Source organism: Cellulomonas sp. KU4C, from assembly GCF_056868065.1.
This window is the reverse complement of record NZ_CP200322.1, coordinates 185119-199642: the sequence shown is the minus strand read 5'-3', so window position 1 is coordinate 199642 and position 14524 is coordinate 185119. Positions and strand designations below refer to the sequence as shown.

Annotated in this window: 13 protein-coding genes and 1 pseudogene; 10 read left to right on the top strand and 4 right to left on the bottom strand. The window is 75.8% G+C overall.

The features are described 5' to 3' along the window. Positions 1 to 25: 25 nt before the first annotated feature. The 3 genes from AC1VL8_RS00935 to ilvA all read left to right on the top strand — a co-directional run bounded on the left by AC1VL8_RS00935 (position 26) and on the right by ilvA (position 3764). Positions 26 to 1237 (top strand): cystathionine gamma-synthase, encoded by a 1212-nt coding sequence (locus AC1VL8_RS00935; RefSeq protein WP_483076166.1) that lies wholly within the window; start codon positions 26 to 28, stop codon positions 1235 to 1237. A 92-nt stretch (positions 1238 to 1329) separates the two neighbouring features. Next, complete coding sequence (locus tag AC1VL8_RS00930; protein ID WP_483076165.1) at positions 1330 to 2547, top strand: AI-2E family transporter; 1218 nt, start codon at positions 1330 to 1332, stop codon at positions 2545 to 2547. An 11-nt stretch (positions 2548 to 2558) separates the two neighbouring features. Further along, a complete protein-coding gene (gene ilvA, locus AC1VL8_RS00925) occupies positions 2559 to 3764 on the top strand; it encodes a threonine ammonia-lyase (protein ID WP_389231064.1) in 1206 nt (401 codons plus the stop codon). A gap of 117 nt (positions 3765 to 3881) precedes the next feature. Here the strand turns inward: ilvA and greA are convergent, their stop codons facing one another. Next, on the bottom strand, positions 3882 to 4370 hold the full coding sequence (gene greA / locus AC1VL8_RS00920) for a transcription elongation factor GreA (protein ID WP_389231061.1): 489 nt from the start codon (positions 4368 to 4370) through the stop codon (positions 3882 to 3884). A 250-nt stretch (positions 4371 to 4620) separates the two neighbouring features. Then, on the bottom strand, positions 4621 to 5025 hold the full coding sequence (locus AC1VL8_RS00915; RefSeq protein WP_483073762.1) for a DUF4307 domain-containing protein: 405 nt from the start codon (positions 5023 to 5025) through the stop codon (positions 4621 to 4623). Between the two features lie 168 nt (positions 5026 to 5193). On the opposite strand from AC1VL8_RS00915, the gene mca reads away from it, so the two are divergent. Genes mca through AC1VL8_RS00900 form a run of 3 tightly spaced genes read left to right on the top strand, consistent with a single transcriptional unit; the run spans position 5194 to position 7231 of the window. Further along, positions 5194 to 6051 carry a mycothiol conjugate amidase Mca gene (gene mca / locus AC1VL8_RS00910; protein ID WP_389232568.1) on the top strand — a complete coding sequence of 286 codons (858 nt, stop codon included), beginning with the start codon at positions 5194 to 5196 and terminating at the stop codon, positions 6049 to 6051. Beyond that, entirely contained in the window at positions 6048 to 6368 is a 321-nt protein-coding gene (locus tag AC1VL8_RS00905; RefSeq protein WP_483073761.1) for a hypothetical protein, read from the top strand. The genes mca and AC1VL8_RS00905 overlap by 4 nt, the downstream gene beginning before the upstream one ends. Then, positions 6365 to 7231 carry a carbon-nitrogen hydrolase family protein gene (locus AC1VL8_RS00900; protein WP_483073760.1) on the top strand — a complete coding sequence of 289 codons (867 nt, stop codon included), beginning with the start codon at positions 6365 to 6367 and terminating at the stop codon, positions 7229 to 7231. Before AC1VL8_RS00905 ends, AC1VL8_RS00900 begins: the two co-directional genes overlap by 4 nt. Positions 7232 to 7397: 166 nt before the next feature. Here AC1VL8_RS00900 and trhA read toward each other — a convergent pair whose 3' ends face one another. Then, entirely contained in the window at positions 7398 to 8069 is a 672-nt protein-coding gene (gene trhA / locus AC1VL8_RS00895; RefSeq protein ID WP_483073759.1) for a PAQR family membrane homeostasis protein TrhA, read from the bottom strand. A gap of 200 nt (positions 8070 to 8269) precedes the next feature. Here trhA and AC1VL8_RS00890 point away from each other — a divergent pair, with 200 nt between their 5' ends. After that, positions 8270 to 9031: an isoprenyl transferase gene (locus tag AC1VL8_RS00890; protein ID WP_389231046.1), complete on the top strand. Its 762-nt coding sequence runs from the start codon at positions 8270 to 8272 to the stop codon at positions 9029 to 9031. A 140-nt stretch (positions 9032 to 9171) separates the two neighbouring features. Then, positions 9172 to 10512, top strand: a pseudogene (gene phoH2, locus AC1VL8_RS00885) (RNA 5'-3' helicase PhoH2); the annotation flags it as partial. On the opposite strand, the gene AC1VL8_RS00880 reads toward phoH2, so the two are convergent. Further along, a complete protein-coding gene (locus tag AC1VL8_RS00880) occupies positions 10487 to 10894 on the bottom strand; it encodes an FUSC family protein (RefSeq protein ID WP_483076164.1) in 408 nt (135 codons plus the stop codon). The pseudogene phoH2 and the gene AC1VL8_RS00880 overlap by 26 nt on opposite strands. Before the next feature lie 808 nt (positions 10895 to 11702). Here AC1VL8_RS00880 and AC1VL8_RS00875 point away from each other — a divergent pair. Both AC1VL8_RS00875 and AC1VL8_RS00870 read left to right on the top strand, forming a co-directional pair. Next, entirely contained in the window at positions 11703 to 12188 is a 486-nt protein-coding gene (locus AC1VL8_RS00875; protein ID WP_483073758.1) for a MarR family winged helix-turn-helix transcriptional regulator, read from the top strand. Positions 12189 to 12322: 134 nt separating this feature from the next. After that, positions 12323 to 14428, top strand: a complete 2106-nt coding sequence (locus AC1VL8_RS00870) for a methyl-accepting chemotaxis protein (protein ID WP_483073757.1) — start codon at positions 12323 to 12325, stop codon at positions 14426 to 14428. Positions 14429 to 14524: the final 96 nt, after the last annotated feature.

Below are 14524 nucleotides of genomic sequence, written 5' to 3'. Positions count from 1 at the left end.
GACTGACGAGCAGCAGACCCCGGACCTGTCGGAGCACGGCGAGCACGGCGACTGGTCGCAGGCGGGCTTCGCGACCCGGGCGATCCACGCGGGCCAGGACCCGGACGCCACCACCGGCGCGGTCGTGACCCCGATCTACCAGGTGTCGACCTACAAGCAGGACGGCGTCGGCGGCCTGCGCGGCGGCTACGAGTACTCGCGGTCGGGCAACCCGACGCGCGCGGCGCTGGAGGAGGCGCTGCGGGCGGCCGAGGGCGGCGGCGCGGGCTTCGCGTTCGCGTCGGGCCTCGCCGCGGAGGACACCCTGCTGCGCGCCGTGCTGCGACCGGGCGACCACGTCGTGGTCCCGGACGACGCGTACGGCGGTACGTACCGGCTGATCGCCCGCGTCTTCGGGCCGTGGGGCGTCGAGCACACGCCGGTCGACCTGACCGACGCGGACGCGGTGCTCGCCGCGATCCGCCCGGGGCAGACCAAGCTGATCTGGGTCGAGACCCCGACGAACCCGCTGCTGGGCGTCTCCGACATCCCCGCGCTGTCCGCGCACGCCCGGGCCGCGGGCGCGGTGCTGGTCGTCGACAACACCTTCGCCACGCCGTACCTGCAGCAGCCGCTCGCGCTCGGCGCGGACGTCGTCGTGCACTCCACGACCAAGTACATCGGCGGGCACTCCGACGTGGTCGGCGGCGCGCTCGTCGTCGCGGACGGCGCCCAGCTCCCCGTCGGGCTCGAGAGCCCCGCGGGCGGGACGGCGCTCGCGGACGCGGTCGGCTTCCACCAGAACGCGTCCGGCGCGGTCGCGGGCCCGTTCGACGCGTGGCTGACGCTGCGCGGGCTGAAGACGCTCGCCGTGCGGATGGACCGGCACTGCGCGAACGCCGCGGCCGTCGCCCGGTTCCTCGAGGAGCGCGACGACGTGCCGGCCGTGATCTACCCGGGGCTGGCGAGCCACCCGGACCACGAGGTCGCCGCCCGGCAGATGTCCGGGTTCGGCGGCATGGTGTCGTTCCGCGCGGGCAGCGCCGAGCGCGCCGCGCAGGTCTGCGCCCGGACCCGGGTGTTCACGCTCGCGGAGTCGCTCGGCGGCGTCGAGTCGCTGATCGAGCTGCCCGCGCGCATGACGCACGGCTCGGTCGCGGGCACGGACCTCGAGGTCCCCGACGACCTGGTGCGCCTGTCGGTCGGCATCGAGGACGAGGCGGACCTGATCGCCGACCTCGTCCGGGCGCTGGCGTGACCACGCCCCGCCGGGGTCGCGGCGGCACCCGCCGTACCGCCGTCGCGGGTACCGAGGCCGCCGTCGACGCGGCTGCCGCGCCGCCGCCGGTGCTGCACGAGGGCGACCTCGCGACGGGGTCCACGCCGACCGGGTGGACCGCGGAGCAGTCGGTGTCGCCCGCGGTGCGCGCGGCCGCGGCGTGGTCCTGGCGGTTCCTGCTGATCGCCGCGGCGACGGCGGTGCTGGTCTGGGCGCTCGCGTTCTTCAAGGTGCTGGTCGTGGCCGTGGCGGTCGCGCTGCTGCTCACCGTGCTGCTCCAGCCCGTGGTGCGGTGGCTCCAGCGGGTGCTGCGGTTCCCGCGGGTCGCCGCGTCGATCACCGCGGTGCTGCTGCTGATCGGCGCGGTCACGCTGCTGGTCACGCTCGCGAGCCGGTCGATCGGCAACGGCTTCGGCGACCTCTACGACCAGGCGTCCAGCGGGTTCGACGAGGCGCTGGCCTGGCTGTCCGACGGCCCGCTCGGCGTCAGCGCCACGCAGGTCGACGACCTCGTCCAGCAGGGCCGCGACCAGGTCACCCAGAACGCCAGCACGCTGCTGTCCGGCGCCCTGTCCGTGACCACGACCGTCGGCCACGTCGCCGCCGGCACGCTGGTGACCCTGTTCTGCACGTTCTTCTTCCTGCTCGACGGGCGCACCATCTGGTCGTGGCTCGTCGGGCTGCTGCCCGCGGGCGTCCGCGAGCGGGTGCACCAGGCCGGGCGGCGCGGCATCGTCACGCTGTCCGCCTACACCCGCACGCAGATCCTCGTGGCGTTCGTCGACGCGACCGGCATCGGCATCGGCGCCGCGGTCCTCGGCGTGCCGCTGGCGGTGCCGCTCGCGACGCTGGTGTTCGTCGGCTCGTTCATCCCGTTCGTCGGGGCGATCGCGACCGGCGCCGTGGCCGTCCTGGTCGCGCTGGTGTCGCAGGGCCCCGTGGTCGCGCTGATCATGCTCGGCGTGGTGCTGCTGGTCCAGCAGATCGAGGGCCACGTGCTGCAGCCGTTCCTCATGGGGCACGCGGTGTCGCTGCACCCCGTCGCCGTGCTGCTGGTCGTGTCCGCGGGCTCGCTCGCCGCGGGGATCGTCGGGGCGCTGCTCGCCGTGCCGATCGCGGCCGTCGCGAACACCGTGCTCCTCTACCTGCACGGGCACGACAAGTTCCCCGACCTGGGCGTCGAGGACCACGTCACGCAGCGGCCACCGGGCCGGTTCGCCCGGCTCCGTGAGGCGGCCGCGGCGGGCGGCGCGCGGCGCGGTGCGAGCCGGCCGACGTCCGGTCGGTGAAGGATACGCACGTGACCTTCCTCGACGACGCCCGCGCTGCCGCACGCCTGCTGGACGGCGTGGCGACCCGCACCCCCGTGGAGTCCTCCCGGGCCCTCAGCCAGATCGCCGGCACGCGCGTGCTGCTCAAGTGCGAGAACCTGCAGCGCGCGGGCTCGTTCAAGATCCGCGGCGCGTACGTGCGGATGGCCCGGCTGTCCGCGGAGGAGAAGGCCCGCGGCGTCGTCGCGGCCAGCGCCGGCAACCACGCGCAGGGCGTCGCGCTGGCCGCGCAGCTGCTCGGCCTCGACGCCGTCGTCTACATGCCCGTCGACGCGGCGCTGCCGAAGATCGCCGCGACCCGGGAGTACGGCGCCGAGGTCCGGCTGCACGGCCACGGCGTCGACGAGGCGCTGGTCGAGGCCCGCGCGGAGGCCGACCGGACCGGTCGGGTGCTGATCCACCCGTTCGACCACGAGGACATCGTCGCCGGGCAGGCCACGCTCGCCCTGGAGGTCCTCGAGCAGGTGCCGGACGTGCGCACCATCGTCGTCCCGCTCGGCGGGGGCGGGCTCACCGCGGGTGTGCAGGCCGCGGTGGCGGAGCTCGCGCCCGACGTCCGGGTGATCGGCGTGCAGGCCGCGCGCGCCGCCGCCTACCCGGCGTCGCTCGCCGCGGGGGAGCCCGTGCGCGCCGCCGAGCTCCACACGATGGCCGACGGCATCGCGGTGGGCACCCCGGGCCGCGTGCCGTTCGACCTGCTGCAGCGGCACGGGTGCGAGATCCGCACGGTGTCCGAGGAGGACCTGTCCCGCGCGCTGCTGCTGGTCGCGGAGCGCGCGAAGCTGCTGGTGGAGCCCTCGGGCGCCGCGGGCGTCGCGGCCGTGATGGCGGCGCCGCCGGGGGACCTCGAGGGCCCGGTGGTCGTCGTGCTGTCCGGTGGCAACATCGACCCCCTGGTGCTGCTGCGCGTGGTCCGGCACGGCCTCGCGGTGTCCGGCCGCTACCTCCAGCTGCGGGTGCGGGTGCACGACACCCCCGGCGCGCTGGCCGCCCTGCTGCGCGAGCTGGCGTCCGCCGGCGCGAACGTCATGCACGTGTCACACGTGCGCACCGGCGTGGACCTGGAGATCGACGAGGTCGAGATCGAGGTCCAGGTCGAGACCAAGGGCCCCGAGCACTGCGCCCGCGTGCTCCAGCACCTGCGCGACCAGGGCTTCCGCCTCGCGGAGCACTGACCCGCTGGCCCCTGCTGCCCCCCGGAGGCCGAGGTCGAGGGTTTGCGCCGAGGTCGAGGGTCTGAGGCCCGTCATCCGCGCAAGACCCTCGACCTCGGCCGCCGAGGGCCGGGGAGGTCAGCCGACGAAGGGCTTGGCGTCCTTGACCTCGACCGGGATCTCGCGGCCGTTCGGGGCCGTGTACGTCACCGTGTCGCCGACCTTGCGGCCCATGATCGACGCGCCCAGCGGCGACGTCGGGGAGAAGACCTCGATGTCCGCGGAGCCGGCGATCTCGCGCGAGCCCAGCAGGAACACCATCTCGTCGCCCGCGACCTCGGCCGTCACGACCATGCCCGGCTCGACCACGCCGTCGTCGGGAGGGGTGCCGATCTGGACGTTGCGGAGCTTCTCCTTCAGCTCGCGGATGCGGGCCTCCTGCTTCGCCTGCTCCTCGCGCGCGGCGTGGTAGCCGCCGTTCTCCTTGAGGTCGCCCTCGTCACGGGCGGCGGCGATGCGCTCGGTGACCTCGGCGCGTCCCGGCCCCTCGAGGTGCTCGAGCTCGGCCTTCAGGCGGTCGTAGGCCTCCTGCGTCAGCCAGGTGGCGGCCTGCGTCGTGTCGGTCACGTCCACTCCCTTCCTGCGTGTCGCCGCCCCGTCCGGGGCGTGCGCTCTCGTCGTCGACCCGGTCAGGCGGGCGCGGCTGCGCGGTGCGTGAGCGGGAACGCCGTCACACCTCGCGGTCGCGTCGACCTGCGGTGACGTCGGGTCGACGTCGGTCCGGGGCGGCGTATGAATCGGCAAGCATAGCAACGCGGCGCCCGCAGGGCCCGGCTCCGACGTGCGAACGCCCCGGAAACACGCGGGAGCGCGCGGGTCAGGCGAGCTCGCAGGACTCCACGACGGCCGTCACGGCGAGCTGCGCGGTCGGGATCGTCGCGGTGACCCGCTGGGTCGCGGTCCCGGCCGGGCCGACGGTGACGGACTGGACGCCGACCTCGGCGTACCGCTCGGAGAGGGCCTGCACCCGGCACACGACCGTCGCGTCCGCGTCCTTGGTGACGTCGAAGGTGATCGAGGTGGCCGTGGAGCCGTCCACCCGGTAGCCGACCTCGTCCCAGCGCACCGGCGTCGCGGCGCGGCCGAGCCCGATCCAGACCACCACCGCGACGCCGACCACGGCGAGGGCCACGACCGCGATCCGGGCGGCGCGCCGCCGCCCCGGGGTGGTCACGCGTCCGTACCGGCCGGCGGGGGGTGCCGGCGTCGGTGCTGCGGTCACGGGTCCTCCAGGGTGCTCGTCAGGCGGTTCGTCGGGCTGCCGGCCGGCGGCCGCGTCGGGCGCGGCGGTGCACGGTGTCGGTGGGGTGGGGGATCATTGTCTCGCGCCGGGCAGCGACCGGCGACGAGGAGAGGACCGCCAGACACCGTGACCGAGCAGCTGCGCCTGATGGCCGTGCACGCCCACCCGGACGACGAGTCGAGCAAGGGCGCGGCGACCACCGCCCGGTACGCCGCCGAGGGCGTCGACGTGCTCGTGGTCACGTGCACCGGCGGGGAGCGCGGCGACGTGCTCAACCCGCACCACCCGCCGGTGGAGGGCGGCATCGAGGAGATGCGCGCCGTCCGCCGGGTCGAGATGGCCGCGGCGGCCGCCGCCCTCGGCGTCCGGCAGCACTGGCTGGGGTTCGTCGACTCCGGGCTGCCGGAGGGCGACCCGCTGCCGCCGCTGCCGGAGGGGTGCTTCGCGCTGCAGCCGCTCGAGGAGGCGTCGCGTCCCCTGGTGGAGCTCGTGCGCGAGTTCCGGCCGCACGTCATCACCACGTACGACCCCACGGGCGGCTACCCCCACCCGGACCACATCATGTGCCACCGGGTCGCGTTCGAGGCGTTCCACGCCGCGGGCGACCCCGAGCGCTACCGCGGCGCCGGCGAGCCGTGGACGCCGCTCAAGCTCTACTACAACCACGGCTTCTCGATGGCCCGGATCCGGGCCGCGCACGAGGCGATGACCGAGCGCGGGCTCGAGTCCCCGTTCGGCGAGTGGGTCGAGTCGCGCGCCGCGCGCGAGATCCCGGAGCGCGAGGTCACGACGCTGGTCCCCGTCGACGGGTACTTCGACGCCCGCGACGCCGCGCTGCGCGCGCACGCCACCCAGATCGACCCCGAGGGGTTCTTCTTCGCGATGCCCCGTGACCTCGAGCTCGAGGTCTGGCCGACCGAGGAGTACGAGCTCGCGGAGTCCCGCGTGCCGACCACGCTGCCCGAGGACGACCTGTTCGCCGGGGTGCGGGAGGCGCTGGCATGAGCGCCGCGACGCTGACCGCCCTGGCGCACACCGCGCACGGCGCGGCCCTGCAGCTCGGGGCGGTGCTGCCCGCGGGCCTGCCGCTGTCCCCGACGCCCTCGCCGTCCCCGTCCACCCTGGAGATCCCGCCGGAGGACCAGACCTCGCCGGGGCTCCTCGGGTTCCTCGTCACGTTCGCGGTCGCCGCGGCCGTGATCGGGCTCGGGTACTCGCTGGTCCGGCACCTGCGGGTGGTCGACCGGAACGCGCGCCGCCGCGACGAGGCCGACGCCGCCCGCGAGGCGGCCGCGACGGACGACCCGCCGGTCGGGCCGTGACCAGCACCCCGCCCCCGGTGCGGCCGGCGGTCCGGGTCACCCTCGGCCAGCTCCGCGTGAGCGAGGACCACGCCGCGAACCGCGAGGTGGTGCGCCGGGCGTTCGACACGGCGTCGCGCGCGCGGGCGGACGTGCTGGTGCTGCCGGAGTACGCCTCGGGGCTCGACCCGCGGGGGACCGGCCGGGAGCACGCCGAGCCGCTGGACGGCCCGTTCGTCACGCTGCTGCGTGAGCGGGCGGCGCAGGACGGGGTCGCCGTGGTCGCGGGCACGACGCTGCCCGGCACGGGCACCGGTACCGGAACGGGCTCGGGCGGCGACGGGGGCGCGCCGCCGCGCGCGGTGAACGCCGTCGTCGCGGTCGACGCGTCCGGTGAGCTGGTCGGCGTGTACCGCAAGGTGCACCTGTACGACGCCTTCGGGCACCGGGAGTCCGACCGGCTCGAGCCCGGCCCCGCCGACGCGCCCCCGCTGGTCCTGGACGTCGCCGGGGTCCGCCTCGGCGTGCTGACCTGCTACGACCTGCGGTTCCCCGAGTCGGCCCGCCGGGTGGTCGACGCCGGCGCTGACGTGCTGCTCGTGCCTGCCGCGTGGGCCGCGGGCCCGCTCAAGGAGCTGCACTGGCGGACGCTCGCCACCGCGCGGGCGATCGAGAACACCGCGGTCGTGGTGGCGGTCGGCCAGGCGGGTCCGGGCGTGGTGGGCCGGTCGCTGGTCGTCGGCCCGGACGGGGTCGTGGGCCTGGAGCTCGGCGCGGACCCGGAGCTGCGGACGGTCGACCTCGACCCGGAGGCGCTGGCGGGCGTGCGGGCCTCGAACCCGTCACTGGCGAACCGGCGGTACCGCGTCGTCCCGGCGCTCTGACCGCCGCCCGCACCCGCGCACCCGCACGTACCCGCGCTCGCGCCCGGCCCGCGAGGGCGTATGCGACGCCACGAGGGCGTAGGAGATCGCGTACGCCCTCGTGGTGTCTCGTGCGCCCTCGCGGGAGCGTCGCGCCCGCGCTCGGGCGCGTCGGGGCCGCGTCGGGTCAGCGCAGGACGGCCAGGGACACCGCGACGAGGTGGCAGGTGAAGCCGACCACCGTCAGGGCGTGGAAGATCTCGTGGAACCCGAACCACCGGGGGCTGGGGTTGGGGCGCTTCAGGCCGTAGACCACCGCGCCGACGATGTACGCGACGCCGCCGCCGGCGACCAGCCACACGACCTCGGGGCCGCCGTTCTCCGCGCGGGCGAAGTCCGGCAGGTAGCCCACGGCGACGAGGCCGAGGGCCACGTACACCGGGACGTACACCCAGCGCGGGGCGCCGAGCCAGAACACCCGGGCGAGCAGCCCGACGACGGCGCCGGTCCACACCACGATCAGCAGGGTCCGTGCGGTGCTCGCGGGCAGCAGCGCCACGGCGAGCGGCGTGTACGTGCCGGAGATGACCAGGAAGATGTTGGTGTGGTCGAGCCGGCGCAGGACGCCCGCGACCCGGGGCGACCACGTGCCGCGGTGGTAGACGGCGCTGGTGCCGAACAGCAGCATCGCCGCGACGCCGAACACGGCGCTGGCGAGCGTGAGCGGGGTGGTCGGCGCGAGGACGACCAGGACGACCGAGGCGGCGGTGGCGAGCGGGAACATGCCCGCGTGGATCCACCCGCGCAGCCGCGGCTTGACGGCGTCGACGACCTGCTCGGCGGACTCGGCGATCTTCACGGCGGTGCTCCTCTCGGTGGCGGGGACGCCCCGAAGACTAACCTACGAAGCCGTAGGTTACGGAGCCGTAGGTAGCGGTCGCGGTGGCCCGCGCACCTGCACAGATCCTCCCCCCGCCGCACCCGCGACCGCGCGTGACCGGGCGGAGGGTGCCGGTACCGTGAGCACCGCCATCCGTCCGACCGAAGGAGTGCCGTCGCGTGCGCCTGCCCCACCCGCTGTACGGGCTGTACGAGCGTCGCATCGCGGCGTCGCTGCCGCGTGACCGGGTCCCGCGGCACGTCGGCGTGATCCTGGACGGCAACCGGCGCTGGGCGCGCAACCTCGGCGAGTCCACCGCGACGGGGCACCGGCGCGGTGCGGACCGGATCGCCGAGCTGCTCGCGTGGAGCGAGGAGGTCGGCGTCGAGGTCGTCACCCTGTGGATGCTGTCGACCGACAACCTGACCCGCGACGCCGCGGAGCTCGAGGCGCTGCTGGGCATCATCGAGGACGCGGTCCGGGAGCTCGCGGCGACCCGGCGCTGGCGGCTCCAGGCCGTCGGCTCGCTCGACCTGCTGCCCGACCGCACCGTGCAGGTGCTGCGCGACGCCGAGGCGGCGACCGCCGACGTCGTGGGCCTGCACGTCAACGTCGCGATCGGCTACGGCGGCCGCAAGGAGATCGCCGACGCCGTGCGGTCGTACCTGGTCGAGCGGGCCGCCGAGGGCGCGACGCTGGACGACATCGCGGCGACGTTCGACGTCGAGCACATCGCCGACCACCTCTACACCAAGGGCCAGCCGGACCCGGACCTCGTGATCCGCACGTCGGGGGAGCAGCGGCTCGGCGGGTTCATGCTGTGGCAGAGCGTGCACTCGGAGTACTACTTCTGCGAGGTGTACTGGCCGGACTTCCGGCGGGTGGACTTCCTGCGCGCGGTGCGCGACTACGCGGCCCGCGAGCGGCGGCACGGGCGCTGAGCGACCCGGCGCCGACCGCCAGGTGAACATCGTGTTGCAGATCACACCCGCGGCGTGTCGCGCTGGCCGGCAGGCCGTACCCCGGGCGTAGCGTCCCGAGCAGCGGACGGCGACCGCCGTCCCCCGGGAGGGAGCCCGCCGTGGTCAGCAAGCTGGGAACCGCCACCGCCTCGACCGACCAGCCGGAGGGCCGCCGGACGCACGTCCTGGACACCTCGGTCCTGCTGTCCGACCCGCGGGCGATCACGCGGTTCGCGGAGCACGACGTGGTCCTGCCGGTCGTGGTCATCACCGAGCTGGAGGCCAAGCGGCACCACGCCGAGCTCGGCTACTTCGCCCGGACCGCGCTGCGGATGCTGGACGACCTGCGGATCGCGCACGGCGGGCTCGACGCGCCTCTGCCGATCGGCGACCAGGGCGGCACGCTGCGGGTCGAGCTCAACCACACGGACCCGACGGTGCTGCCGGCCGGTTTCCGGCTGGGCGACAACGACACCCGGATCCTCGCGTGCGCGGCGAACCTCGCGGCCGAGGGCGCCGACGTCACGGTGGTGTCCAAGGACCTGCCGATGCGGATCAAGGCGTCGGCGATCGGGCTGCGGGCCGAGGAGTACCGGCACGAGCTCGCGGTGGACTCCGGCTGGACCGGGATGGACGCCCTCGACCTGCCCGAGCAGCAGATGGCGCAGCTCTGGGAGCACGAGTCGCTGCCGCTCGCGGACATCGCGGACGTCCCGACGCTGCCGTGCCACACCGGGCTGGTGCTGCACAGCCCGCGGGGTTCGGCGCTCGGCCGCGTGACGGCGGACAAGCACGTCCAGCTGGTGCGCGGCGACCAGGACGTCTTCGGGCTGCACGGCCGCAGCGCGGAGCAGCGGGTCGCGATCGACCTGCTGCTGGACGAGTCGGTCGGCATCGTGTCGCTCGGCGGCCGGGCGGGCACGGGCAAGTCGGCGCTCGCGCTGTGCGCGGGCCTGGAGGCGGTGCTGGAGCGTCGGCAGCACCGCAAGGTGATGGTGTTCCGACCGCTGTACGCGGTCGGCGGGCAGGAGCTCGGCTACCTGCCGGGCAGCGAGTCCGAGAAGATGAACCCCTGGGCGCAGGCCGTGTTCGACACCCTCGGCGCGGTGGTCAGCCGCGAGGTGGTCGAGGAGATCATGGACCGCGAGCTGCTCGAGGTGCTGCCGCTCACGCACATCCGCGGGCGGTCGCTGCACGACGCGTTCGTGATCGTCGACGAGGCGCAGTCGCTCGAGCGCAACGTCCTGCTGACGGTGCTGTCGCGGATCGGGCAGAGCTCACGCGTGGTGCTGACGCACGACGTCGCCCAGCGCGACAACCTGCGCGTCGGTCGGCACGACGGCGTCGCCGCGGTCATCGAGGCGCTCAAGGGCCACCCGCTGTTCGCCCACGTCACGCTGACCCGCTCCGAGCGGTCGCCCGTCGCGGCCCTCGTCACGGAGATGCTGGAGGGCATCGAGCCTCTGACGTCGCCGGTGCGGTGGCGGCGGGCTCCGGGCGGGCCGCCGCCACCGCCACGACGAGCGCCACGACCGCGCCGAGCACGGTGTCGAGCGCGCGGTCGACGGCCAGCGCGGTCGGGTCGGGAGCGCCGCCGATCGAGGTCATCAGCAGGGCCATCGGGGTGATCGTGAGCATGGCGGCGCCGTAGTGCCGCGCCACGACCAGCTCGGTCACGGTCTGGAGCACGACGACCAGCGCGGCGACGGCCAGGAACGGGAGGTCGGCGCCGAGCAGCGGCAGAGCGATCGCGGCCCCGACGGCCGTGCCCGCCGCGCGCTGCAGCGCCCGCACGCCCATGTGCCGGACGTGCGCCCCCTGGAGGACGGCGGCGGCGCCCATCACCGCCCACGCGGGGTGGCCCCAGCCGGCGACGGTCGCGACGGCCCCGGCCACGGCACCGGCGACGCCGACCCGGAGCGCGGCGGCCAGCGCGGCGCCGTCGGCGGACCCAGCGCGCAGCACGTCCCGGACCGCGGGCGCGCGGTCGCCGGGGGCGGGGGTGTGGGCGGGGCCCTGCCGCACGCGGCGCAGCGTCGACCCGGCGTTCGCGACCAGCCAGGCGACCAGCGCACCGGCGACGGCGGCCGCGCCGCGGAGCAGCACCTCGGACGTCCCGCCCGTGACGGGCGCGCTGCCGGCCCCGGCGGCGAACACCAGGATCGTCGCCCCGGGCGGTCCGGTGCGCAGGGCGACGGTGCCGGCGGACGCTCCGGCGGCGAGCAGCGTGAGGGCGGCCAGGACGACGACGGTCGGTGCGTCGGCCGCCTGGAGCGCGGACATCACGACGACCGCGGCGACCAGCCCGGCGCCCGCCAGGGCGCCGACCCGCGCGCGCCACGGCGCCGGGTCCGACCGGCCGTACAGCGACGCCAGCGCGCCGAGGGCGGCGTACCCGGCCAGGTCGAGCCGCCCGGTCGCGGCGACGAGCGCGAGCGCGAGCGTGACGCTGAGCCCGCAGCGCACCGCCCCGTCGACCAGCCGGCGCGTCGACGGCCCCGCTCCGCGCGACGGGCGGACGGCGTCGCGGACCTGGCGGGGGTGGACGAGGGCGGCGAGGAGGGTCAGGCGGTGCACCGGACGAGTGTACGCGAGTCCGTTCGTGTGTGTTTTACCGGTGAAACACCATGTCGTCGATAGAGTGACCGCCGTGGACAGCGTCGATCGCCTGCGGGCCCAGTGGCACGAGCAGGTCCCCGGGCTCGACGTCGCGCCCATCGCGGTCGCCGGGCGTATCACCCGGATCGCCGCGCTGCTCGCCGCGCAGTCCGAGGCGGCGCTCGCGGACGAGGGCCTGACCCGCGGGGAGTTCGACGTCCTGACCGCGCTGCGCCGCGCGGGGCGGGCCCTGCGGGCGAGCGAGGTCTCGACCCTCACCGCCGCGTCGGGCGCCGCCATCACCAAGCGCGCCGACGCGCTGGTCCGGGCGGGCCTGGTCGCGCGCGGCATCCCGCACCGCGACCGCCGGGGCGTGCTGCTCGAGCTCACCGAGCAGGGGCGTGCGGCGGTCGACCGGCTGATGCCCGAGCACCTCGCGCGGGAGTCCCGGGTGCTCGAGGGCCTGGACCCGGACGAGGCCGAGCGGCTCGCGCAGCTGCTGTCCCGGGTGCTGGTCCGGGTCGAGGGCGGCGCCTGACCGGACGGGTGAAACCCGGGCACATCGGGCCCGCGACGCTCACAAGGGACCAAAGTCCCCCGATAGGGCGGAGGTCAACGTCGGCGTCGGAGGGGGGCCGACGTCGCGCTCGCCCCTCGGACCAGGAGACCCCTGTGCCCCTGCCCTCGCTGCGCACATCCCTGCGCGCCCAGCTCGTCGCCACCGGCGCCGGCGCCGTCGCCGTCACCGCCGCCCTGCTCACCGTCGTCGGCGGGTGGCAGGTGTCCGGCCTCGCGCGCTCCGCCGGCGACGACGTCGACCGCCTCACCACCGACTCGATGGTGCAGACCACCAGCCAGGCGGTCACCCTCGTCACCACCCAGGTCGCGACCGTCACCGACCGGATGGCGTCCGACCTGCGCGTGGCCCAGCAGACGTTCGCCCAGGCCGGGGCCGTGTCGTTCGGCGCGCCCGAGCCGTGGACCGTGACCGACCAGACCAGCGGCGCGACCGAGGACGTCACGCTCCCGCAGCTGCTCGTCGGCGGCACGTGGCTCGGCCGCACCACCGACCCCGCCGCGCCCGTGCCCGTCGTGGACGACATCAGCACGCTGCTCGGCGCCTCCGTCACCGTGTTCCAGCGCGTGAACGAGGAGGGCGACATGCTCCGCGTCGCCACCAGCGTCACCAACGCCGAGGGCAGGCGCGCGATCGGCACCGCGATCGGCGCGACCGGCGCCGGCGGCGTCCCGAACGCCGTGGTCTCCTCGCTGCTCGCGGGCGACGCCTACTACGGCACCGCGCTGGTCGTGGGTCAGCCGTTCGTCACCGCCTACGCGCCGCTCGTCGTCGGCGACGAGGTGGTCGGCGCGCTGTTCGTCGGCGTGCCGCAGACCGACGTCGACGCGCCGCTGCGCTCCGCGCTCGCCGAGGTCACCGTCGGCGCGCAGGGCTACCTGACGGTCGCGGACGCGTCCGGCCAGTGGATCGTCCCGCCGCCCGGCGGCCAGGCCGGCGACGCCGCGGGCGACGTGGACGCCGACGGCCAGCCCTACGCCGCGCGCCTGGTCGAGGCCGCCGCCGAGCTCGGCGAGGGCGAGACCGTCGCCGAGCGCGTCGACCTCGGGGACGCCGGCACCGCGACCGTGCAGCTCGCGCGGTACGCCGCCTGGGGCTGGACCGTGGGCGCCTGGGGTTTCGACGCCGACCTGCGCGCCGTCTCCGGCGAGCTCGAGTCCGGTGCCCGCACGCTGGTCGTCACGCAGCTGGTGGTGGGCCTCGTGGTCGCGCTGCTCGCCGTGGCGCTCGTCGTGTGGATCTCCGGGCGGGTGGTCGGGCGCATCGGCCGGCTCACCACCGCGATCCGCCGGGTCGCCGACCGGGACCTGTCCGTCGAGGTGCGCGGCGAGGGCGCCGACGAGATCGGGGTCATGGGCACCGCGCTCGGCGAGGCCATCGACGCGATGCGCGCCGCCCTGACCCGGATGCAGCGGGGCGCGGACGCCGTGCGGAGCACCGCCGGCCGGCTCGACGGCTCGTCCGGCACGCTGGAGGAGGCCGCCGGGCGCACCGTGTCCCGCGCGCAGGGCGCCGCCGGCTCGGCGTCGGTGGTGAGCACCGAGGTGCAGACCGTCACCGCCGCGATGACCGAGATGCGTGCGTCCATCGAGTCCGTCGCGCAGGACGTCACGTCCGCGTCGGGCGAGGCCGCGCAGGCGGTCGGCATCACCGCCGAGGCCGCCTCCGCCGCCGACCGGCTCGCGGCGTCGACCTCGCAGATCGCCGCGGTCCTCGACACCGTCACCACGATCGCCAGCCAGACCCACCTGCTCGCGCTGAACGCCAGCATCGAGGCCGCCCGGGCGGGCGCGTCCGGCGCCGGGTTCGCGGTCGTCGCCGGCGAGGTCAAGGACCTGGCGCAGCAGACGTCCAACGCCATCGGGACGATCGCCCCCGTGCTGGAGGCCGTCACCCGGGACGCCGCCGACGTGCAGGCGTCGGTGGGCCGGATCTCGCAGGCGGTCACCACCGTGGACGAGCTCCAGGGCGCCGTGTCCGCGGTCGTCGAGGAGCAGAGCGCGACCACGTCGGAGATCGAGCGGAACCTGGTCGTCGCCGCCGAGAGCACCACCGACATCGCCGGCAGCGCCGCGGACGTGGCCCAGGCCGCCGGCCAGGCGTTCGACGGCGCGGCGGAGGTGCGGCAGGCGGTCGTCACGCTCGCCGACGTCGCCGCCGAGCTCGCCCGCGGAGCCGACGAGTTCACCCTGGCGCGCTGACCCGCCCCGACCCGCCCCGCCCCGCCCCGCCCGAGCCGACCCGCCCCGTCCGAACGCCGAGACAGGGCCTCCGCGCCGAGACAGGACGCCAGGAGG